Source organism: Desulforhopalus glucosivorans (assembly GCF_054397165.1).
Genome location: NZ_AP044854.1, coordinates 2,900,202 through 2,922,229, shown reverse-complemented (window position 1 = coordinate 2,922,229; position 22,028 = coordinate 2,900,202). Strand labels below are relative to the sequence as shown.

The following is a 22,028-nucleotide window of genomic DNA, read 5'->3' as shown; positions in this document are numbered from 1 at the left end:
AAAGAGTTATTAGATACAATCCAATAGCCCTTTTTTTGCTGTGAAATCGAGTGATTTAATTGATCAGTTACTTTTTCTGGAACCTACAATCTTTGCTGGAGTTCCAACAACGATTGCATAATCAGGAATATCTTTTGTTACCACTGCGCCAGCTCCTATAACACAACCTTTCCCCACAGTGACGCCATCAATAATAGTAGCAGAGGCACCAATCCAGGTGTTTGCACCAATAGTGATAGGGCCGCGTGAATAAATTCCCTGGTACATAATTGGTGTGTTAAGGTCGTCAAGATTGTACCGTGCCCCACCAATATAGCAGTTGCCTGCAATAAGTACGTTGTTTTCAAGGGTGATTGTGCTGATGCTGGTAATGATAACATGGGCACCGATATCACACTCATCACCAATATAGAGCGGACCATTTTTTGCCTGGATCACTGATCCCTTGCTGATAACAACGCTATTACCAATAGACATCGTGCAGTCGGGTCCGGTACCACCGTCAAGAAGGGTGTGGTCATCTATGGCAACGTTGTCACCAAGGCTTATATGCCCAGGGGTTCTGAGGATAATTGATTTTCCAAGAATAAGTCCTTTCCCGCTTTTACTAAACAGGGATGCAAGTGACTTTTTTCTCAGCAGGTAACCAAGTCCTCCTCCGAGATTGGCACAAAAGAGTTGGGCTAGTTCAAACTGGAAGAGTTGAAAAAAACTTGCTCCCTTGCCAAGGACCTTGTCCCGATATCTGATTAATGGATTTCCTCCCTGATGAAGCTGCTCAGAGAGGATTTCTTTTTCGATCCTCTGCGTACTCTTTGTGTTTTCTTGCTTTTGTTCTGTCATAGAAGACTAACCCCGATAAACGGGACAAGTACCTTGAAAGTAATTTTAAGTTTGCAATGTCAAAAGGATCTCCAGTTTTCCCGGAGTCTACGCTACCTGTTTTTTATGACAGCTTTTCTGGAGTGAGGTACTGATATATTCATGGACTGAAATTATTTTTTAAGCTGCAACCAGTTTTCTTTCAGGTACCAGCGAGCTGATTCTATAATACCGTCTTCATTTGACCAGAGAGGCTGGTAGCCGAGGACTTCCTGCATTTTTTTTGTTGAGAAGTTTCTATCCTTTGAATAGAAGGCAACCCTGCGCCTATAGATCGGGGGCTCAATTTTAAATGGCCGACAGATCACTTCACAAATATCTCCCATGAGAAAAAAGGGGCCGATGGGGAGTCTGAGTACTTTGAGGCGCGTATCGTATTCTTTTGCAATAATGGCCGCCATATCTTCGAGGCGAATAGGCTCTGTTGCTCCAATGATAAAGGCTTCTCCAAGAGCCTTTTCCTCTGTTGCTGCAAGAATTATTGCATTTGCAAGATCTTCAACGTGTACAAGATGGTACCAGCATTTTCCCTTGCCAAGGATGGGGAAGACTTTACCTGCTGCCATTTTAAAAAGCTTTAGCAGTCGTCGCTCTCCCGGGCCATAGATGGCGCAGGGGCGAATTATTGCATAGGGGAAATCCTGTGTTTTGGTAAATGCTTTAAGCCAGTCTTCTGCCTCCACCTTTGTCGATTGGTAGTCATCGCCGGGGCTAAATGCAGATTCCTCATTGCCGGGAGGGTTTTGGATATGACCGTGTACCCCCATTGTGGAGACATGGACAAGGCGTTTAAACTCCGGGTTCTTACGTGCTTCTTGAACAATGAGCTGAGTAGAGACAACATGCACGTTGCGGTAGTCTTGCTCTGTACTTTTGGCTTCACGAAATGCAGCTGCTACATGGAAAACGTATTCAACCCCTTCCATGGCCGAGCGGATTGTTGCTTCGTCAAAGACTTCACCACGAAACCAGTTGACCGGCTGTCCGTCAAAGGGTTTTATGTTTGAGGATTGCCGTGCTATGGCGTTGACCACGAGTCCCTGTTCCAGAAGTTTTCGTACAAGCACCTTACCGGTAAAACCTGTGGCTCCGGTGACCATAACTTTAGTGCCAGCTGCTATTGTGTTATTCATTTCATTTTATATGTTGTTAAATAATTCCAAGCGTTAGCGGTAAAGAGTTCTGAAATTATTTTTTTAGAGTCGGTTCTGGGTTTTGTCTCAATTGCTCTTTGTAATTACGACGATAATTGGCCTTTTACCCAGTCATACAAGTCATCGACCCGTTTCTTATGGGCAGAATAGACGTGGTTTCTCTCAACAAAATCCCTTCCGTTTTTACCCAGTTTAGCACGAAGTTCAGAACTTTTTGCAAGAGCCACGATACCTGCACCAAAATCTTTAGGATTGGCATCGGCCAGGTAGGCCTCTTCGTCTGTTACAATCTGGGTGTGGGTATAGAGCTTGGTGAGTAATACCGGTTTTCCCGAGTGCATATATGGGAATATTTTCATGGGAGTGTTAACACCCTTGATCCGTGGTGCAACCAGCATGTCTGCATCGGCCAGGTAGGAGTCAAGCTGGTCGAAAGGGCGTGGGCCAAGGAAGTGGACGTTCTTCTCAACACCTAAATCTTTAGCTTTTTGGGTGTAAAAATCTATATCTTCAGGGATGCCACCAATTATCACCAGCTCCACGTTGACGTCTTCACGGACGACATAGGGAAAGCTTTCCACAAGCAGATCGACCCCTTGATATACTTCAAGATTACCACAGTAGAGCAAGATGAGGCCGTCAGAATTGATCTCTTTTCTGATAAGTCCCGTTGGCGCTAGATCCGGTTCCTTAAGTTGTGAAATGTCGTGCAGGGTGAATGTTTTCTGGGAGTGGTTCTTCTCGCAGAGTTCCCGCAGGGCATGACAAACAGGAGCATTTGCAATAGCCCCTTTCATTGCCCGACCTTCAAACCAGTTAAACAGCTTGGCAAAGGGTCTGAGTTTAGGGTTTTTCTCAACCATTTGTTGGGCGATGGAGGAATCAATGTCGTACACATATGGTACCTTGTAGATGAATTTCATCAACATTGCGATAAAGACGGATTCTTCCCCGGCGTGTATAAGTGAATAGCGATTACTATGAACTTTTTTCCAGGTATAAAAAAACATAAAGAAGTCGATATAGAGCTTCTTACAAGAAAAACCTGGTCGAATATCTTGTATTTTACTGCAAAAGGGGACGCGATACACAGTGATCCGAGGGAGATTAATATTTTCGCCCTGGGGATAGACAATCATATCTACGACAGTATCGTCTCTTTCGGAGAGTGCCTGTACTACCAGATGCACATCAATGGGAGTTCCCCTGTTGATGAAAAAAGGATGGGGGGCAAGAACCAGTACATCGAGTTGGTTAGTATCTGTATCGCTTGTCATCTATGCCTCTTCAAAGCCTTTTGGGTGGTTTACATGCCAGTTCCAGGCTGTGGTGAGAATGGATTCCAGGCTGTTAAATTCAGGTTTCCAGCCCAGCTCATTTGTAATACGTGCCGCAGAGCCGACAAGGGCTGCTGGATCTCCGGGTCTCCTATCGGCATAGCTGTAGGCGATTTTCTTTCCTGATACCTTTTCAGCACATGTGATAACATCAAGTATCGAGTAGCCGTTTCCGTTTCCAAGGTTGTATTTTTTACTTTCACCACCTGCAAGAAGGTGCTGAAGTGAGAGGAAATGTGCCTGTGCAAGATCAAGGATATGGATGTAGTCCCGAATACAGGTACCATCTTCTGTAGGATAATCTGAACCAAAGATCGTGATTTCATCCCGCTGTCCAAGGGCTGTCTGGAGAACAATTGGAATGAGGTGTGTTTCAGGATTATGGTCTTCACCAATGAGCCCTCCGGGATCAGCGCCTGCAGCATTAAAATATCGGAGGCAGACGGCCTTCATACCCTTTGCATGATCGAGATCATCTAAGATCTGCTCCATCATCAGTTTTGAGCGGCCGTAGGGGTTAATTGGGTTTTGTGGAAAGTCTTCAAGAAGTGGTAGTTTATCAGGTTCGCCGTAGGTGGCACAGGTTGAGGAGAAAATAAAATTGAAAATATTATGGGTCACCATCTCTGTTAATAGAGTCAGGGTAGCGCTGATATTGTTCTTATAGTATTTGAGTGGTTCCTCAACCGACTCGCCAACATAGCAGAAGGCTGCAAAATGCATTACGGCTTCAATGTTATGCTCGCTAAAGATTTTTTTCAAAAGAATAGTATCAGCCATATCACCTTCGTAAAATGGTCCCCATTGCACAGCCTGTCGGTGGCCATAGCTCAAATTATCAAGTACGACGGGAATCATTCCATTTTCATGGAGATATTTGCACATATGGGAGCCAATGTATCCGGCACCGCCTACAACTAATATTTCTTTCATAAACATGTTTCCTGTTTGTTAATCACCTGTGCGATTTCTCTTTCTTTTTGCTCAGTTGACCAATCTAACAAATTGGCCATTTCCTCTGCAAGGGCAATTAATAGCTCTGGAGAAATAGGTGCCACATTGTTTGGGAATATTCTACGGTAGATGAGATCTTCCAGGTGGTAGGTCAGCTCATTATTAACACAATAGGTTGTAATGGCCTGATAAAAATCTGTATCATTTATCGGCGCAGGGCCCACAGCCTCAGGTGTAAGGGAGGTCTTCATCACCTCTGGAAGGCTTGATCCAAAAAGGTTAAAGAGGGTAGTGCATTGATCGTAACTCACTCTATCTTTAAACTTTTGCCGATAGTGAGAGAATAGGTCTGATGGTTGTGAAGCCGGGCTCCCATGGGGCAGAACATTGAACTGCAACACATCCTTGATATTCTGTTCAGGAAAAAGTTGTTGTAACGTCTTTTTAACAACATCAAAAGCTGTGGTAAATTTTACTCCAACCACTTGCAATATGTCACCTTGGGCTTCAAGTTCTCTATCCACAAGTTTGTAGTGGGGCCTGATCCGGTCAGATGCTGCTGGCTTGCCTTCTCTACTTCCGGGAACATATCCCACATGTGTAGACAGTATCTTAGATTTGTTTTTATCCCCTGAGATAGCATCCTGGGTGAGTTCGTGGAAATCGTCAGCAGTCTTTTTGTGACTCTCCCATTGAATTGCAGGATCAGCACAATCCTCCCAGTGGGTTCCTTCTATGGAACAGTCCTTCCAGGGTACAATAAAGAGGAATCGTGAGCTATCTCCCTCGCCTGCTTTCGTGGCAAAGGATGTGGGAGAATTAAATAGCGCAGGAACAATAACATTCATCCCCCTGATAAGAGAAATTTCGTCAAGATCTGAAGGGATGGGCCCAAGGCCAAGTTCATCTTTAAACCATGAACCTGTGCAGAGCGCAATTTTTCTGGTGTGAATCCTCTGTTCAGTTTTGTTCAGTTTGTCATATAGAACCACAATGAGATGATTTTCTGCAGATCGTTCAATGGCTACAACCTTCATCTGGTTGGCAATCTTACCTCCAAGCTTTGCAGAACTCTCAAGGAGCGCCATGATGACTCGTTCAGGGTCATTACAGATTCCATCGTACCAGAGGGCGCCGCCACGAATATCTTCCTGGGCCATATGGGGAAACCGGCTTGCAACTTCATCTTTTGTTAAAATCTGTGGGCGCTTATGCAGGTTTTTGGTCAGCTTGCCTCTACAGACAAGTTTTTGAATTATGCCATAGAGCAGGAATGCGATTCGAAAAGCCTCACTTCCTTTCATGGCAAATCCTGATGTCGGTAGCAGGCATGGAAGCGGTTTTACCTGGTGGGGGAAGAGGTGGAAAAAACGCTGCTTTTCACGAATTGATTCAACAACCCTTTTTATATCGAGATTCTGGAGATAGCGCAGACCGCCATGGATAACCTTTTGCGAGTGTGCAGAGGTGTGTTGGCAAAAGTCGTCTTGCTCCACAAGTACAGTTTTCAGGCCGTTCAATGTAGAAGTATAGGCCATGGATGCGCCATAAATTCCACCACCAACCACCAAAACATCATGGACTTGTGCGTCATCCTGAGGACAGTATCGTTTCATAATCTAATTAAGTAATGGGGGAACACTCCGCTGCTTTGGGCTCACTCTTTACTGGTATTGGTTGAGCGGTGTGGAGGTGTTAATTATCTCTGTTGTTTGCTGCTATACGTATCCAAAGCTTTTGCAGGTCTTTGGCAAGGGCAGAATAATCTACCCTTACCGGACAGCTACGGATTGGATCTTTGTCAATTGCATAGATGTGAAAAAAATCTATTCTTCTCGTTTTTTCAGTAGCGTATCAAAGTAGTCAATGGTCTTTACTAAACCATCTTCAAGTTTGATCTTTGGTGTCCATCCTAACTTGTTTTCAGCAAGACTGATCTCAGGTTTACGCTGTTTAGGATCATCCTGTGGTAGATCGATAAAAGATAGTTCAGACTTAGAGTTGGTCATTTCAATAATGAGTTCTGCCAGCTCTTTAATCGTGAATTCCCCGGGATTTCCCATGTTCATAGGCCCGGTAAAGCTGTCATCCGCGTTCATGAAGCGGACCATCAGTTCAATAAGGTCGTCCACATAACAAAAAGACCTGGTCTGATCACCTTTACCGTAAATTGTAATGGGTTGGTTTTGTAAGGCCTGAATGATAAAGTTGGAAACAACTCTACCATCATTTGGATGCATATTGGGACCATAGGTGTTGAAGAGTCGACCTACGCGAATATTAACATTGTGTTGCCTGTGGTAGTCAAAAAAGAGTGTTTCAGCGCAGCGCTTTCCCTCATCGTAACATGAGCGAATTCCAATGGGATTGACGTTGCCCCAGTATGATTCGGGTTGCGGATGAATAGAAGGATCGCCGTAAACCTCACTGGTGGATGCCTGAAATATCTTTGCTTTTACCCGTTTTGCAAGGCCAAGCATATTGATGGCACCGTGAACACTGGTCTTTAGTGTTTGGACGGGGTCGTGCTGATAGTGAATCGGTGATGCCGGGCAGGCAAGGTTGTAAATCTCATCTATCTCAAGATATAGAGGGAAGGTGACGTCATGGCGTATGAGCTCGAAGTACGGGTGGCTCAATAGATCGACAATATTGTCTTTGGTTCCGGTGAAGTAGTTATCGAGACAGAGAACCTCACAGGATTCATCCAGTAAACGTTTGCATAGATGTGAGCCAAGAAAACCAGCACCACCTGTAACAAGGATTCTTTTTTGTTCTGTTTTCATATTTCCAGCCTAAAAAAATAGGGCAGTGCGTACTTGTGTCTTCAGCACACATTGTCTTTAATGAGAAAATTGCAGAGTCGTTCAACCAACGTTGTATACTACACTCCGATAACCTTTCCCATTAAAAGAATAACAAAATGGATATTTTTCCTTCTATTTTGCCACCTGTTTGGCAATGTGGATTTTTTTTGGTGTGTACGGGGTGCACAAGCGGTTAGATCATTTCTTTGCCTGATACAATTAATACCATAGACGCAATTAATATGTAATACCTGTTCAGGCTATTTAATGTCCTAATATTAATAGAGATACTTATGAGAAAGAGCGGTATGATGACAAGAATAGTCTGGGGGGAGCGGTTCAATGAAATTATGTGTTGAGGCTTTTATGTGTCATAAGACGCTGGGGGTACGTTTTACGTGAAGATTCTTCGTTCTGAAAAAGTTGCCGCGTATTCGCATTTAGGGACGATTCCCTTTTTTGTTATGAGTACACTCTTTTTGCTTGTTACCTGTTCTGGTAATTCCGGGATGCAATTCGTTGCGTTAGCCTATGGGCTGTCAGCAATTTTTCTCTTTAGTTCAAGTTTTCTTTACCATGCTAATAAAAAGCAGGAAAATGCGAAAAATTTTTGGCGAAAATTAGATCACACCGCAATCTTTTTTCTCATTGCAGGTACATATACCCCCCTTTGTTACCTTTATCTTGATGGACCTATGAAATGGTCGATCTTAGGCGCACAATGGGGCCTTGTCGTTGCTGGAACTGTCTTTAAGTTTATCTTTATCAATGTTCCACGTTGTATAGGGACGCTTATCTATCTTATTATGGGCTGGATTGTTCTTGTACCCATCAAAACTCTTGTAGCTGTAATGCCTTCACCCGTTCTTTCAATGTTGATTGGTGGTGGCGTCTTATATACGATTGGTGCTCTTATTTACGGTTTTAAATGGCCAAATCCCAAACCTTCCTTTTTTGGTTTTCACGAAATATTTCATGTTTTTGTTTCAGCTGCAGCCCTGCTTCATCTGGCAATGATCGTCTATGGAATCAGACTTTCAGGCGGTCTCTGATAGCATAATAATCAGAACAGTTTGATATTTGAGCTGAGTTGTTTTTTTCTTGCAGAGAAGGACAAAACAGGGTTTAACATGTGCTGTGAAATGATATCATATCATCTGGTGTGCTATGTGTGATATGATCCTATATGAAACTATATTGAATGATATGTGGTGAAAGGGATATGGCGATTGTTTTAATTGGTGGAGAAAAGGGTGGAACAGGGAAGACAACCCTTGCTACTAATCTTGCTGCGATACTGGCTCAAAATGGCAAAGATGTTCTTTTACTGGATACAGACAGGCAGGGGACTGCATCATTTTGGGCAGCTGTCCGCGAGGAGGCTGAGGTTGAGCCACGGATCGCCAGTGTTCAGAAGTTTGGTAAAGGCCTGCCGACTCAGGTTCAGGATCTTGCTACTCGGTATGATGAGGTGATAATAGATGCCGGTGGTCGGGATTCCATGGAGTTGCGTTACGCCCTTGGGGTCTGTGACAGGGCGTATGTACCTGTACAACCCTTCCAGTTTGATATCTGGACTATCAGGCAAATGGATGAGTTGGTTTCCATGGCAAAGGGGTTTAATCCTGGTCTTAAGGCGAGCATTGTTCTGAACCGGGTCTCGACAAATCCTTCGGTTAGAGAGGATAAAGAGACCAGAGAATTCTTTGATGGAGAAGGGTTTGAACATTTGTCTATTGCAGAGCCTATTCTCCACGAACGAATAGCATTTAGAAAATCGGCAAGGGATGGTTTGTCCGTTACCGAGTGGAAAGCGGACAGAAAGGCAAGTAGTGAAATGGATCAATTATTTAAGGAGATATACAGTGGCTGATAAAAAGAAACCGGCTTTACGGTCAACTCCGGCGATAAAAAAAACGCCCAGTCTTGATCAGTTTGCAGCGGCTGCTGGAACGGGGAAAAAGGACGCCAATGAGTTGTTCCCCTGGGAAGAGCCAAGGGTGAGAGAAGATGTGAAAAAAAATCTTCCGATACGTCTGCCGGAGCCCTTATATATGAAGTTGAAATATATAGCGGATCATACCCCCTACAGTATGAATTCTTTTATCCTCGAAAAGCTTACAGAAGAGATCGAGGAAGAGATTAATGCTCTAATAGGCTAACAACAATGCCAGTTTTGAGAGCGAACTGTTCAGCCTGTCCCAATTACCGTAATTGAGACAGGCTGAAATAGAGTATGTCTTTTGTCTGAAAGCTAATGCTTGCTCTACCTCATATGGTTGCATTTATGGCTGCATTTCGTACTGATCTTTCATACTGTAAACGTATGTCTCCCACAGATGTTTGAATCTTTCACTGTTTTCAACAGGGCGTTTAACCATACGTCTGCAGATGTTTTGTTGGATTAGGTTCGCGGACCCCTTGGTGTAGAGTTGCAGGGCGAATTTGGAAAAATCCCGAATCATCACGTCAAATATCTGATCGAGAAGGTGTTCGTCAATCCCAAGTATCTGTGCATTCTCAAGAATGAGTTGTCCATAGACCACGAGGGTAAATAGTTCGCCAAGGTTCAGAAGGAAATCAAAATCCTTTATCTGGGTTTTATTAGGTTTACCAAGAATCAAAAAGAGTTTTAATAAGCGGATCTGCTTCTTAAACACCTTGATATTTGGTTGATTAAATTGATTGTAAATCTTGTTGTAGTCATGGAACCTTGTTTTCCCAAGTCCCTTGGTTGCCCCCTGCTTAAATAGAAAATCGTCATTTTGAAAACCGGTCTGACTGTTAATTGTGGGGTAGTCTCCTGGCTTAAAGAAGTAATTTGCCATGAATTTTACGATCAGCGCCATGTTAACATGTACAGTACCTTCGAGTTTAGGCAGCGCCCTGATGTCCCTTGTGGCCATTTCAAAATACATGTCCTTTTCAAAGCCCTTAGCGGCGATAACATCCCATAGGGCGTTCACAACATCTTCGCCCTGGGTGGTGACCTTCATCTTAACCATAGGGGTGAAGAGCAAATAGCGTCGATCATCCGGGCTAGCTGCACGCATATAATCAATGGCTCTGCCTGCAAACAGTTTCATGGCTGCAAGGCGAACGTAGGCATCGACAAATAACTCCTGGACATGAATAAAATCAGTAACATAATGGTCAAAGAGGTGGCGATTGGTCGCATGATTGAGTGCCTCGTAATAGGCATGGGTGCAGATACCAATTGAGGCCCATCCAAGGTTAAATTTACCAACGTTGACGGTATTTAAGGCCATGTCCCAGGCATCACGTCCTTTGGCAAGTATCTGTGCCTCCTTGATCGGGTAGTCGTTGAGCTTGTATTCGGCCACATAATTTTGTGAGTTGAGAACATTTTTGACCAGTTCATAGTTACTGTGTCCCGATTCGGCCACAAAGAATACATAATCACCCGAGTCGGTGAATTTACCAAATGTTGAAACATATGCAGCCTCATTAGCGTTACCAATATAGTACTTGGAACCGTTCGCGAGGTAACTTCCATCGTCCTGGGGAGTGAGGCCCATGTCGCTTGTGTAGATGTCCGCTCCATGCTCTTTTTCGGATAGACCAAAAGCGAAAATAGAACCATCATCGAGCATTTGTGCTGTTTTTTCTTTAACGGCCTCATTATTACTCATCCAGATAGGGCCAAGGCCGAGGATGGTAACCTGCCAGGTGTACCAGTAACTGAGACCATAGAAGCCAAGAATTTCATTTATTGCGCAGTTTCTTAAGGTATCCCAGCGTTTATCTCCCTCACCGTAGGCAGCTGTGGTCAAAAATGTTGCAAAGAGTTTTTCTTTTTTCGAAAATTGCAGGAAATCCTCATACCAGACCCGTTCATGGTCGTCTTCTTTGAGTTTCTCCTTTCCCTTTGTTTCAAAAAATTCAATGGTTTTAAGAACGATGCTTCTGGAGGCCTCATCGAGGTGATCATATGTTTCAGTTTTTGGGTTAAGAAGTAAGTTTTTTGTAACTGAAATCACTTTTTGCCTGGTCTCATTCATCTGGACACCATCATTTGTAGAGTTGAGTAACATTACTGTTGCCTCCTGTATTTATATGAGTAAAACTCCTTGGTTAACGTGCGTTAACTTGATGGCCAAAAAAATGGCTTAGCTGCCTAAACCGTCAAGTAATCTTTGAAACATTTTTCTGTATTTTCTATGCATCTCCTCCTTTGGGTCACTCAGTTTTTTTGAAACATAGAGCCCAAAAAAACCGTTGCAGGTTGCAAGCAGTAATAGTGCAACTTCTTCTGCATCATCACTTTTTAAACTATTATCATCCATACATTCCTGCACCCGTTCCACCATAAAATGACGGCTGAGGGTCGCGTCATGGGTAAGTGCACCTTTTACTTTGTGCTCAACTGTGTGATCCATGGTGAGAAATAGTATCTCGTAGTATTTCTTTTGTTCGGTGGCAAAGGCGAAGAACCGTTCTGAAGCAAGCGTCAGTTTTTCAAGGGGTGTGGTACCTACAAGTGCTCCCTGGAGGTACGAATCAAATGTACGGAATCCCTCCCGGAGCACTTGATGATGTAAGGCCTCTTTATTATGGAAATGACGATATATTGCTGTGGCAGAAATTTCTGCACGTTTGGCTACCTGTCGCATACTCATACCTTTATAGCCTTCCTGAAGGTAAATATCACAAGCCGCAGTAAGTATGATTCCCTTAGTATCTTTCATGTTAACAGGTGTTAACATAACCTTGTTTATTTTTCAATACATAATCATATGGGGGGTGAATAGCGAAAATATATCCCAGGAAAATGAGAGGAAAGAACAAAAAAAATTGCCGCAATTTGACAATCTTATGGTGCTGCGAGATAATAACCTAACTTTTAAATATAACATACAAAATAGAACGCTCTCTTAGCACTAAGGAGATTGGATGACCAGATTATATCAAAAGATAAACCCACTAAAACAAAACTATAGCAGGAGTGTAATGCTTGTTGTATTGATGTGCCTTTCACAATCCCTGGCCTTTGCCTCTGAGGAGGAACTCATACAGATGAGTATAGAAGATCTGATGGATATTCAGGTTACCTCTGTGAGTAAAAAGGCTCAGAGTTTGTCTGATAGTGCTGCAGCTGTATATGTTATAACGGCAGAAGATATAAAATCTTCTGGCTCTACGAGTATTCCGGAACTTCTACGAATGGTGCCGGGACTGACTGTGGCACGGATAGATTCCAGTAAATGGGCCATTAGCTCGAGGGGCTTTAACTCAAGGTTTTCTGACAAGTTACTGGTGCTGATGGATGGTAGGAGTGTGTATAGCCCCCTTTACTCAGGTGTGTATTGGGAGGTTCAGGACACATATCTTGAAGATATTGAACGGATTGAAGTGATACGCGGAACTGGGGGTACTGTTTGGGGTGCTAATGCGGTTAATGGAGTTATTAATATAATAACAAAGCATGCAGGAGATACCCAGGGTGGAATCGCTACAGTTGGCGTTGGAACGGAAGAGCGTGCCTTTGCAGGTGGACGTTATGGAACCACACTGTCTGAAGGAATCTATGGAAGATTTTACGGAAAAGGAACCTATAGAGACAGCTATCAGTTTACAACAGGAGAGGACGCAGAGGATTCATGGCAGGATTACAGGAGCGGCTTTCGAATTGATGGCAGTTTGTCTTCAGATGATAGTTTTCAAGTTCAGGGAGACATCTACAGGGGCGATATGAATCAGCAACTTGAATTTCCGATTCTTGGAGAGCCTTACTCCTACAGTGATTCTGCTGAAGTAGATACTGAAGGGGGGAATATACTGGCGTCTTGGACACAGTATCTCGCATCCGGCGGTGATATTCAATTTCAGTTCTATTATGACCATTCCAGTCGTGAAGAAATAGTCAACAATGAACAGTCAGACACCCTTGATTTTGAGTTTAAGCATCATTTTTTTCTAGGGGAAAAACACGATCTTATCTGGGGAGGTCATTACCGATATATTAGTCAGCAATTCGTCAGTAGTTTCTGGACATCCTTAGAACCGGAAGATGATGAAACGAACCTGTTGAGCTTTTTTATTCAGGACGAATATAGTCTTATACAAGATAGGCTCACAGTTACTGCGGGTACAAAGGTTGAGCATAATGACTATACCGGTTATGAAATTCAACCGAGTATCCGAACTCTGTATACCCCCCATAAAAATCATAAATTATGGGGGGCTGTGGCACGGGCGGTACGAACTCCCAGTAGAATTGAGCGTGATTCAACAATTACCACGGTTGTTCTTCCGCCAGGCGTTCCTCCAAATACATCATCAGTTCAAGCTGTTGGCGGGGTGACCTCGAACAAGGATTTCGATTCACAGGTGGTGGTGGCTTATGAGGCCGGTTATCGTTTTTTAGCAGGCAAAAACCTCTCTTTTGACGCTGCAATTTTTTATAATGACTATGATGATTTACGAAGTTTTGCGATAACACCATCATTTAATGGCAGTTACGCAGAGCTGTATAACAAATTTAATAATGAAGGTGAAGGAACCAGCCATGGTTTTGAGTTGGCTGTGGCGTGGCAGGCACTGGAGAGTCTCAAGCTTGATCTTGCGTATTCATATATTAACGAAGATTTTACAGATATTAATGAAAGCTGGGGAAGTGAAAGTCCTGTTAATCAATTTTCACTGAGAGCTAACTGGCATCTGAGTAAGTCTCTTGTTGTGGATGTTTGGGGACGATATATTGACGATGCCGCGTGTATGCATGTTACGACCTATCTACCGCCATATTATACCATTGAAGATTATTTTACAGCGGATGTTCAGATCACCTTTAAGGCGACTGAGAATCTGGATATTTCTCTTGTCGGTCAGAATCTTATAGAAGAGACTCATGAGGAATATGTACAGGAGTTCTGGTCCTACCCCACAGAAGTTGAACGTGGTGTGTATCTCAAGGCGACGTATAATTTTTAAAAAGCAAAATTTGACCCTCCTGGTAATGGCGTAAAAATGATCGAGAGTTGTATGCGACACATCAAGGCGAGTTGTACATGCCTTATTTACCTTGGACTTGTTATGTCCATTATTTGGGGAAGTGGTTCTGCTTTGGCTGGCCCAAGGGATGAGTATGCCGTTAAGGCGGCTTTCATTCTCAATTTTATTCTCCTTACCGATTGGCCTGAAGACCTCACTGGAACTGACGGGGAGGAAGTCGTTGTCTGTGTAGTCGGTTTTAAGAATCCACCCCAGTCATTAATGAATTTAAATAGTAAAAAAGTAAGAAAAAAATCACTTCGGATAGTGGCAAAATCGTCCGGAACTACCCTGCCCCCATGCCAGGTTATTTTTTACAGTGAAGATACTGATACGGATACTCTTGTTCGAAGTTTGACATCTGTTCGCCTGCAACCGGTTCTCACGATTGGAGAAAACAGCAAGGTAACTCGTTTGGGTGGCGCGATTCATTTCTATCGAGACAACGATCGTTTACGTTTTGCCATTAACCCCAGAGTGGTATCAGAGCAGGGACTGCAAATGAGCTCGCGACTCCTCCAAATAGCAACCTTGATCAATGACTAACTTCAAGACACAGTTTTTTTCCATGTCTTCAATCAAAAACAAGTTACAGCTTGTTTTGTTGATGACAGCTTTACTGGGCCTGGCCCTGTTAAGTATTGTTTTGACCATTTCTGAACGTAAAAATGCTGTTGATGCGGTAGTAAACGAGTTAACGACCGTGGCAGACGTAGTGGCCTGGAATAGTGTAGCTACCCTTATGTTTGATGATAAAAAAGGGGCTAGGGAAGTTCTTGGTTCTTTAGAGAAAAAGCCCGATATTGCCTTTGCCGGTATCTTTGATAAAAATGGTGCAATGTATGCTCAATTTAAGCGAAGTAATGCTCAGTCTTTTAGCGATGAACAGCTGGATCTAATCATCCCTCCAGAATCAAGAGTTCTATCGGCACAACAGGGTGAAAAAGAGGGAATGACAAAAATTACCGGTGCCTATTGTTATGTTCTTCGTCCCATAGTCATCAGTGGTGAGGTTGAGGGGGCTCTGTTGCTGGTGGATGATCTGAGGCAATTGAATGATCGTTTAGACCGGTTTCAGGTTCAACTGAGTTATATTGTGGTAATCGTACTCATCGTCGTTTTTCTGGTATCTCTTTGGGCTCAGAAACTTTTTACTGGACCTCTTTCAAGGCTGATTTCCAGTATGGAGAAGGTCACGAAAGATAAGGTGTATGATGCCTATGTAGAGAACACTACTCATGATGAATTTAGTGTGGTGATAGATCATTTTAACGAGATGATCTCTGAAATTCATTCCCGCGATGAGGCACTTCGAAATCATAGTCAAGATTTGGAATATCAAGTTGCTGCACGAACAGAGGCCCTTTCTTTAGCAAAACGAGAACTGGAAAAAAGTGTTGATGAGCTGGTTCTGGCAAAAGAGGTGGCAGAAGATGCAAACAGGGCAAAAAGTCAGTTCTTGGCTAATATGAGCCATGAGATTAGAACTCCGATGAATGGGGTTTTGGGAATGACTGAGCTACTGCTGGAAACAGACCTTTCAAGGTCCCAAAAGCAGTTTGCGCGAACAATAAGAGATTCAGGAGATGCTCTTCTGGAAATCATAAATGATATTTTGGACTTTTCTAAAATTGAGGCAGGAAAACTGGAACTTGAATGCCGTCCATTTTGTATTCAGGACCTGATTGAAGATGTTATTCAACTGTTATCTGTAAAAAACAGGTCCCAGCGAAATGAACTGGCCGTAGTTATTCCGCCTGATTCCCACCTTTTTATTTATGGAGATTCCCATAGATTACGTCAGGTCCTGATGAATCTTGTGGGCAATGCTGTCAAGTTTACTGAAGATGGTGAGGTTACAGTCCGAGTATCTACAGTAGCAAAGGATGGTGGCATTCAATTAAGTATTGCGATTACAGATACTGGTATTGGTATCGGAAAGGATGAGCAACAACGATTATTTCAACCGTTTAGCCAGGCGGATGGCTCAAGTACAAGGAAATACGGAGGTACCGGGCTCGGTCTTGTGATATCAATGGAGTTGATACAGCTTATGGGGGGTACTCTTAAGCTTGAGAGTGAACTGGATCGCGGTTCCAGGTTCTCTTTTACTATTCCTGTTGGACTGTCGGATGAAACGTCATGCGGAAAAATCTTAGACAATAATGCCAGTCTTGCAGGACTAAAGGTCCTGATCATAGACGACAATAGCACAAATCGAGAAATTCTCCTTCACCAGGCAGCACGTTGGGCAATGTCCTGCGATACCGCCGAAAATGGAATGATGGGAGTCTCCCTGGCAAAAGAGTCTCTGGGGCATAAACCCTATGATCTCATTTTACTTGATCAAGATATGCCGGGGATGGATGGCATGGAGGTGGCACAATCCCTTAGGAGTATAGCTGAGTTTACGAATGTGCCGATTGTTATGCTCACCTCTGTTGGCGGTTATGGGGATATAGAGAAAAGTCGAGATATTGGCATTGATCTATACCTGACAAAGCCGGTTCGACAGCGTGACTTGTTTGCAGCAATAGATTCAATAATTCACGGCCGAGGAGAAAACACTCATGTCGAACAGTTGAGCATTGAGGGCGAGACAACGAAGCGGCAACCACATTTTGGTTTGAGAGTGCTTGTTGTAGAAGACAATGATACAAATCAGATTGTTGCAACGCAGATGCTCAGAAAACTTGGGTGTGATGTTGATGTTGCTGAAAATGGAGCACAGGCGGTCAGTGTATTTGAACAATCAAAATATGATCTCATCCTGATGGATTGCCAGATGCCTGTAATGGACGGCTATGAGGCCACAAAACGCATACGGCAAATTGAGTTAGAGGCGGATAATCAGATACGAACGGTTATTATTGCTCTTACAGCCAATGCACTGCTTGGCGATAAAAAATCCTGTGTTGAGGTGGGAATGGATGATTACATAAGCAAACCGTTTTTACTTCATCAGATGGCGACCACCCTTGGACATTGGTTTCAGGATATGGGGGAAGGAGATAGAGACTTGCCTGAGACAAAGATGGAGGTTAATATAGGTGAAAGTGTAGGCTCTAATTCTACAATTGTTGATAGATCAGCACTGGAACAGATACGATTATTACAGATGGATGAGGAACCTGATCTGCTAACGGAGGTTATTGGAAGCTATCTTCAGGATGCAGATGATATTGTTGCACGTTTAGTCGAAACACTGGTTGATAATAACAGAGAAAGAATGAAGCGGGATGCCCATACCTTAAAGTCGAGTAGTGCCAACGTTGGTGCCATGGTGTTGTTTCAAATGTCAAAAGAGCTTGAGGCGGGGTGTGACATGAATAGTGCCCAGGAAAATCAAGATATTATCATTAATATCCAAAAAAAATATGCACAAACAAAGAGAGAGCTTGTTAAGGAACTGGTGTAAATGAAATCAACAGATATAACCAGTACTAAAAAGCCTCTAGCCCTCGTTGTAGATGATGATAGTGGCTCCCGTATTACTATGGCAGCTGCACTAAGAAAGGCTGGTTTTGAGACCTTGCAGGCGGGTGACGGAGAGTCTGCGATAGATATTTTCCGGGAAAAACTACCGGAACTGGTCTTTCTTGATGTCCTTATGCCTGATATGGATGGGTATAGTACATGTCGAGCAATCAGGAAGTGCCCGGGGGGTGAGTATGCCCAGGTGCTTATGGTGACAGGTCTTGATGATACAAGCTCAATTGAAGAATCCTTTTTAGCCGGTGGCAATGACTTTGTTTCAAAGCCGATTAATTGGACCATATTTGGTCATCGGGCCAGATATATGCTTCGGGCAGGAAAGGCCCTGAAAGATGCCCATGTGAGTAAGAGTTTACTGGCAAAGACTCAGGATGTTGCGAAAATCGGTAACTGGAAAGTCGATTTTCGAACCAACTTATGTTCGATCTCTGCTGAGGCAATGGCTCTTGTGGACCAGCCGGCAGAAGCGCAAAAATCAATTTCAATTCGTTCTCTCTTAGAGACCCTTATCGGGACAGGTAAAGATGATGTGTATAACTCAGTTGTCGATTCTATCCGGAATCGGGAATCATTTGTTATAAATTTTCAGCGAGATACCTGTGGCGCTAAAGAAATACACCTCTATATACATGGAGAGGTCCTCCTCAATGAAAATGGTAGTCCCGATGTTCTTCTAGGCGTTGTTCAGGATAGTACCAGGCTAAAAAAGGCTGAAGATGAAATACGCTACCTGGCATTTTACGATGGCTTAACCGGCCTTGCCAATCGAACTCTTTTCCTTGATCGGCTGAATAAAATCATTGAATACTCTGAGCGTAAAGATAGATCATTTGCCCTGTTGTTTATGGACATAGACAACTTTAAGCAAATCAATGACACCATGGGCCACCATGCAGGCGACATACTGTTGCAGAATACAGCGGATATTATTCAGCAGTGCATACGAAAGAGTGATACGGTTGGTGTCAATAATATTGACGCTCCGGATAATCTTGTTGCCCGGCATGGTGGGGATGAGTTTGTTCTCATTCTCTCAGAGATTGATACAGCGGAGAGTGCCGCACGAGTGGCCAGGCGCCTGCTTAAGGCAATCCCAAGGACGCAGATTATTGAAAACCATGAGATATCTGTTACAGCGAGTATAGGTATCAGCATTTTCCCTGAAGATGGAAAAGACACTGACGTCCTGTTCAGGCACGCTGATACGGCCATGTATCACGCAAAAAAGACTGGAAGGAATAATTTTCAGTTTTTTAAGGAATCTCTTAATGCCGCAGCTGTTGCACGGTTCTCCCTTGAGCAGGATTTAAAAACGGCCCTTGTGAACGGGGATTTTACTTTATACTTCCAGCCGCAACTTAGTCTGGTCGATGAAAAGATTATTGGCGCTGAGGCCTTAATCCGGTGGATTCATCCCGAAAAAGGGTTTATAGCACCGGATCAGTTTATTGCAATTGCTGAAGATTGTGGCCTGATTGTAGATATTAACAGGTGGGTTATTGAAAAAGCCTGTGAGCTGAGTAAAACCTGGAGAGATATGGGGATACCTGATGTCCGGATTGCTGTTAATCTGTCCGGTTATCGATTGGCAGAACAGGATATTGTAACGACCCTGAAAAATAACCTCAAAGATCATTCGTTACCAGGTGGTGCCATTGAGGTTGAGGTCACAGAAAATGTTCTGATGCACGATAATGACGCTATTGCCAAGACTTTGATTGGAATCAAGGAGCTGGGTGTGGGCGTTGCCCTGGATGATTTTGGAACGGGTTACTCTTCTCTGAGCTACCTCACTACCTTTCAGGTTGATGTCTTAAAGATTGATAGGTCCTTTGTAATGGGCTGTACTGAGAACGAGAAAAGTCGGGTTATTATTAAAACTATTGTCGCCATGGGCCATAGTCTTGGGATGAAAATTGTGGCCGAAGGCGTGGAGACGCTAGAACATTTCAAGCTTTTACAGGAGTATGGCTGTGATGAGTGCCAGGGCTTCTACTTTTCCCCCCCTGTTCCCCCCCAGGAGTTTATCAAAATGTTAAAAAAAGATTGAGGATGGACCAGGTTTAACGGGCTGGGCTTTTCAATTTTTCTTTAACGCCCTATTATAAAGAATACTTTTCCCCCAAGGATGGTTTCACCCTTCTTAAACACCAGAGGTATGGCTTAATCAGAGAGAAATCTATGGCGAAGCCATTCCGTAAGACCTGATTGCGAGAAACCATCGATGGAGAAATGATAGAGATATGTCCTTGTGCCTGTATGGAAGCATCTTGTGCTCCGTATCAACAGCTGAAAAATTACTTAAACATCAGTGGGATCCAACGTTTAACACTGTTATCAAGGTTGCCGTTACTCTTTGCTGTTGTTATGAAGCTGTTGACCTCTTCAAGTAACTTCTGGTCCATCTTATTTACAGCCCAGGCAAGCTGTTCTTCGTTTGAGATCTGCATAATTGGAGTAAGATGCTGTTCTTCGTTTTGGGCCGCAAAATAGCAGATGACAGGGGCATCGTGCACAAAAACATCAATCTCCCCTTGAGCGAGTGCTGTAACCGCCTGGGTTGACTTGCTATAACGTGTTATGTTGGCGCGGTTGATAGTTTTGGTAATGAAGAAATCTCCTGTTGTATTTTTGATTGTTCCAATGACGGGTTTATTCCCCATTAGACTGAATATGCCTGATGAGTAAAGTCCGGCCTTGTTGCTTGGAACCAGTAACATTTGACCAGAGCGCATATAGGGTTGGGTGAAACTGACTCGATATGAGCGTTTGGGGGTAATGGACATGCCGGACATGATGATGTCGATTTTCCCGGCCTCAAGGGAGGGAATTTGTTTATCCCAGCTGAGCTCTACAAACTTCACGTCTCTTTGTAAATACTGACCAAGTTGCTGTGCTAAATCAACCTCAAGCCCCTGTAGACGTCCGCTGGTTTTATACACGTGGGGGGGCATATTCGTTGAAATACCAACCCGTAAAGCTGGACTGCCATTGGACGTGCCACTATTTGACTGCATAGCAGGTGTGCAACCCCAGATGAGAAATAGGGCTAGAAGGGAGCCTATAACTGTAAATATTTTTGACGACAGAGCTGATTTCATAATAAGGTTCCTTAAATTGTGATGGAGAGAATTTTATATTCTATAAGTAATACCTTTAATATAGAGTCGATGCAAGGGGCCGGGTGCTGAGGGATTTACTTCACCTTGTTGCAAGGCTTGCTCCGATGACATAAGGTTCTAATGTGGCAGATTTTTTAATACATAGAAGTATGATCTTTACGGGAGAACGTTTTGTTGAATAAATATATCTTCTTATTTTTACTTACAATTCTTACGGGCTGTACAGCGGTTCCCAGCGGTAATTTTGAGGAAGGGTCAGCGCATATTCCGGGAAAACAGTTTGTTGTCTGGATGCTTTCAGATATACAGCCCCCAACACCCGCCCAACGTATTACCTTTGAGAGAGCTGTTGCCGATGTGAATGAAGGTGTTGGTCCTGTTGATATGGGGATTATGGCGGGAGATCTTCTTACATCAAGAAGCAAAGACGAGGACTTTCGCTGGTTTATTCAAACGAGGGGGAAATCAAAAATCACTGATTGGTACCAGATTGCGGGTAATCATGATGTACGTTCCGGTGAGGTCTTTTACAAATATTTCCCCCAGCCTGAGTATTATGCCGTGGAAATGGGGAACCTATTGTTTCTTTTTTTGTCAGATCAGTCTGTTGACTCCCGTACAGATCTATCAAGTGATGCCTTTCTCTGGTGGAAGGAGATGGTGGAGCAAAATCAGGATATGATTATTGTCACCGTAACCCATGCTCAACTCAAGGGGAGTGGCCTTTTGAGTTCGAGTTTGTCCAGCAGGGTTATCTTTGATTCCGAGAGATTTGAGAAGGTGCTCAAGCAGCAGAGAGTCGCCTTGTGGGTCTCAGGGCATAGTCATTTACCCCATGGGTTTTCTGGTACTGTAACTATGCGTCAAAAGTTAGGCGGAACATGCTTTGTTAATGTCAGTTCTATTAGTGATGAATCATTTTTAGATAGTGAATCACGGTTCTTCTACTTTCATGAAGGCTCTGATCAGGCCTGGATGCGTTCTCGTAACCATAGTAAACACGAGTTTAATAGCTCTCTTGATATCCCCATTAGTTTAGGTAAAGTTTTTGCCTGGAATGGTGAAAAATCAAATATCTTGTAGTGTTGTTACGTTTATTCAATTTGCTTTGACATAGTTAGTCAAAACTTCGCCTTGCTCCTGCAGGCCCTGCACTTATACTGTAGTTTTACTTATGGATATAGTTCAATAGAAAATTAAAACATATAAAGTGATGAGATTATGAACTTTTTTAAGAAGAAAACACTGACAAGTCTTGCTCGA

At 43.3% G+C, this 22,028-nt stretch carries 17 protein-coding genes; 8 read left to right on the top strand and 9 right to left on the bottom strand.

From position 1 onward, the window contains the following. Nucleotides 1-63: 63 nt before the first annotated feature. The 6 genes from ACX6CI_RS12665 to ACX6CI_RS12640 all read right to left on the bottom strand — a co-directional run bounded on the left by ACX6CI_RS12665 (nt 64) and on the right by ACX6CI_RS12640 (nt 7,113). Nucleotides 64-843, bottom strand: coding sequence for an acyltransferase (locus tag ACX6CI_RS12665; protein ID WP_458774013.1), 780 nt, complete (start codon nt 841-843; stop codon nt 64-66). Between the two features lie 152 nt (nt 844-995). After that, complete coding sequence (locus tag ACX6CI_RS12660) at nt 996-2,015, bottom strand: NAD-dependent epimerase/dehydratase family protein (protein ID WP_458774012.1); 1,020 nt, start codon at nt 2,013-2,015, stop codon at nt 996-998. A 104-nt stretch (nt 2,016-2,119) separates the two neighbouring features. Then, nucleotides 2,120-3,313 (bottom strand): glycosyltransferase, encoded by a 1,194-nt coding sequence (locus ACX6CI_RS12655; RefSeq protein ID WP_458774011.1) that lies wholly within the window; start codon nt 3,311-3,313, stop codon nt 2,120-2,122. After that, nucleotides 3,314-4,306, bottom strand: a complete 993-nt coding sequence (gene galE, locus ACX6CI_RS12650) for a UDP-glucose 4-epimerase GalE (RefSeq protein ID WP_458774010.1) — start codon at nt 4,304-4,306, stop codon at nt 3,314-3,316. Then, complete coding sequence (locus tag ACX6CI_RS12645; RefSeq protein WP_458774009.1) at nt 4,303-5,943, bottom strand: FAD-dependent oxidoreductase; 1,641 nt, start codon at nt 5,941-5,943, stop codon at nt 4,303-4,305. Before ACX6CI_RS12645 ends, galE begins: the two co-directional genes overlap by 4 nt. A gap of 210 nt (nt 5,944-6,153) precedes the next feature. Then, nucleotides 6,154-7,113, bottom strand: a complete 960-nt coding sequence (locus tag ACX6CI_RS12640; protein WP_458774008.1) for a UDP-glucuronic acid decarboxylase family protein — start codon at nt 7,111-7,113, stop codon at nt 6,154-6,156. Between the two features lie 419 nt (nt 7,114-7,532). On the opposite strand from ACX6CI_RS12640, the gene trhA reads away from it, so the two are divergent. From trhA to ACX6CI_RS12625, 3 genes are all read left to right on the top strand, one after another. Next, the gene (trhA, locus tag ACX6CI_RS12635) at nt 7,533-8,186 is read left to right on the top strand and encodes a PAQR family membrane homeostasis protein TrhA (RefSeq protein ID WP_458774007.1); all 654 of its coding nucleotides are present in this window, start codon (nt 7,533-7,535) and stop codon (nt 8,184-8,186) included. A 170-nt stretch (nt 8,187-8,356) separates the two neighbouring features. Further along, on the top strand, nt 8,357-9,007 hold the full coding sequence (locus tag ACX6CI_RS12630; RefSeq protein WP_458774006.1) for an AAA family ATPase: 651 nt from the start codon (nt 8,357-8,359) through the stop codon (nt 9,005-9,007). Next, nucleotides 9,000-9,296 carry a hypothetical protein gene (locus tag ACX6CI_RS12625; RefSeq protein ID WP_458774005.1) on the top strand — a complete coding sequence of 99 codons (297 nt, stop codon included), beginning with the start codon at nt 9,000-9,002 and terminating at the stop codon, nt 9,294-9,296. The genes ACX6CI_RS12630 and ACX6CI_RS12625 overlap by 8 nt, the downstream gene beginning before the upstream one ends. A gap of 123 nt (nt 9,297-9,419) precedes the next feature. Here ACX6CI_RS12625 and ACX6CI_RS12620 read toward each other — a convergent pair whose 3' ends face one another. Both ACX6CI_RS12620 and ACX6CI_RS12615 read right to left on the bottom strand, forming a co-directional pair. Beyond that, nucleotides 9,420-11,156 (bottom strand): acyl-CoA dehydrogenase, encoded by a 1,737-nt coding sequence (locus tag ACX6CI_RS12620; protein ID WP_458778467.1) that lies wholly within the window; start codon nt 11,154-11,156, stop codon nt 9,420-9,422. Between the two features lie 108 nt (nt 11,157-11,264). Then, complete coding sequence (locus ACX6CI_RS12615; protein WP_458774004.1) at nt 11,265-11,843, bottom strand: TetR/AcrR family transcriptional regulator; 579 nt, start codon at nt 11,841-11,843, stop codon at nt 11,265-11,267. 205 nt (nt 11,844-12,048) lie between these two features. Between ACX6CI_RS12615 and ACX6CI_RS12610 the strand changes: the two genes are divergently transcribed. The 4 genes from ACX6CI_RS12610 to ACX6CI_RS12595 are packed head-to-tail and all read left to right on the top strand — an operon-like array spanning nt 12,049 to nt 19,693. Further along, nucleotides 12,049-14,088 carry a TonB-dependent receptor plug domain-containing protein gene (locus ACX6CI_RS12610; RefSeq protein ID WP_458774003.1) on the top strand — a complete coding sequence of 680 codons (2,040 nt, stop codon included), beginning with the start codon at nt 12,049-12,051 and terminating at the stop codon, nt 14,086-14,088. A gap of 51 nt (nt 14,089-14,139) precedes the next feature. Beyond that, nucleotides 14,140-14,694, top strand: coding sequence for a YfiR family protein (locus ACX6CI_RS12605; protein ID WP_458774002.1), 555 nt, complete (start codon nt 14,140-14,142; stop codon nt 14,692-14,694). 22 nt (nt 14,695-14,716) lie between these two features. Continuing rightward, nucleotides 14,717-17,566: a response regulator gene (locus ACX6CI_RS12600; protein ID WP_458774001.1), complete on the top strand. Its 2,850-nt coding sequence runs from the start codon at nt 14,717-14,719 to the stop codon at nt 17,564-17,566. Continuing rightward, nucleotides 17,567-19,693 (top strand): EAL domain-containing protein, encoded by a 2,127-nt coding sequence (locus tag ACX6CI_RS12595; protein WP_458774000.1) that lies wholly within the window; start codon nt 17,567-17,569, stop codon nt 19,691-19,693. It begins immediately after the preceding gene. Nucleotides 19,694-19,940: 247 nt separating this feature from the next. Here ACX6CI_RS12595 and ACX6CI_RS12590 read toward each other — a convergent pair whose 3' ends face one another. Further along, complete coding sequence (locus ACX6CI_RS12590) at nt 19,941-20,744, bottom strand: transporter substrate-binding domain-containing protein (protein WP_458773999.1); 804 nt, start codon at nt 20,742-20,744, stop codon at nt 19,941-19,943. 192 nt (nt 20,745-20,936) lie between these two features. On the opposite strand from ACX6CI_RS12590, the gene ACX6CI_RS12585 reads away from it, so the two are divergent. After that, the gene (locus ACX6CI_RS12585) at nt 20,937-21,848 is read left to right on the top strand and encodes a metallophosphoesterase family protein (protein WP_458773998.1); all 912 of its coding nucleotides are present in this window, start codon (nt 20,937-20,939) and stop codon (nt 21,846-21,848) included. Nucleotides 21,849-22,028: the final 180 nt, after the last annotated feature.

Coding starts and splice junctions, on each gene's coding strand:
- ACX6CI_RS12620 (WP_458778467.1), bottom strand. CDS start 11,156: ATGAATGAGACCAGGCAAAAAGTGATTTCAGTTACAAAAAACTTACTT.
- ACX6CI_RS12615 (WP_458774004.1), bottom strand. CDS start 11,843: ATGAAAGATACTAAGGGAATCATACTTACTGCGGCTTGTGATATTTAC.
- ACX6CI_RS12660 (WP_458774012.1), bottom strand. CDS start 2,015: ATGAATAACACAATAGCAGCTGGCACTAAAGTTATGGTCACCGGAGCC.
- ACX6CI_RS12640 (WP_458774008.1), bottom strand. CDS start 7,113: ATGAAAACAGAACAAAAAAGAATCCTTGTTACAGGTGGTGCTGGTTTT.
- ACX6CI_RS12610 (WP_458774003.1), top strand. CDS start 12,049: ATGACCAGATTATATCAAAAGATAAACCCACTAAAACAAAACTATAGC.
- ACX6CI_RS12665 (WP_458774013.1), bottom strand. CDS start 843: ATGACAGAACAAAAGCAAGAAAACACAAAGAGTACGCAGAGGATCGAA.
- ACX6CI_RS12600 (WP_458774001.1), top strand. CDS start 14,717: ATGTCTTCAATCAAAAACAAGTTACAGCTTGTTTTGTTGATGACAGCT.
- ACX6CI_RS12595 (WP_458774000.1), top strand. CDS start 17,567: ATGAAATCAACAGATATAACCAGTACTAAAAAGCCTCTAGCCCTCGTT.
- ACX6CI_RS12605 (WP_458774002.1), top strand. CDS start 14,140: ATGCGACACATCAAGGCGAGTTGTACATGCCTTATTTACCTTGGACTT.
- ACX6CI_RS12655 (WP_458774011.1), bottom strand. CDS start 3,313: ATGACAAGCGATACAGATACTAACCAACTCGATGTACTGGTTCTTGCC.
- ACX6CI_RS12645 (WP_458774009.1), bottom strand. CDS start 5,943: ATGAAACGATACTGTCCTCAGGATGACGCACAAGTCCATGATGTTTTG.
- ACX6CI_RS12590 (WP_458773999.1), bottom strand. CDS start 20,744: ATGAAATCAGCTCTGTCGTCAAAAATATTTACAGTTATAGGCTCCCTT.
- galE (WP_458774010.1), bottom strand. CDS start 4,306: ATGAAAGAAATATTAGTTGTAGGCGGTGCCGGATACATTGGCTCCCAT.
- ACX6CI_RS12630 (WP_458774006.1), top strand. CDS start 8,357: ATGGCGATTGTTTTAATTGGTGGAGAAAAGGGTGGAACAGGGAAGACA.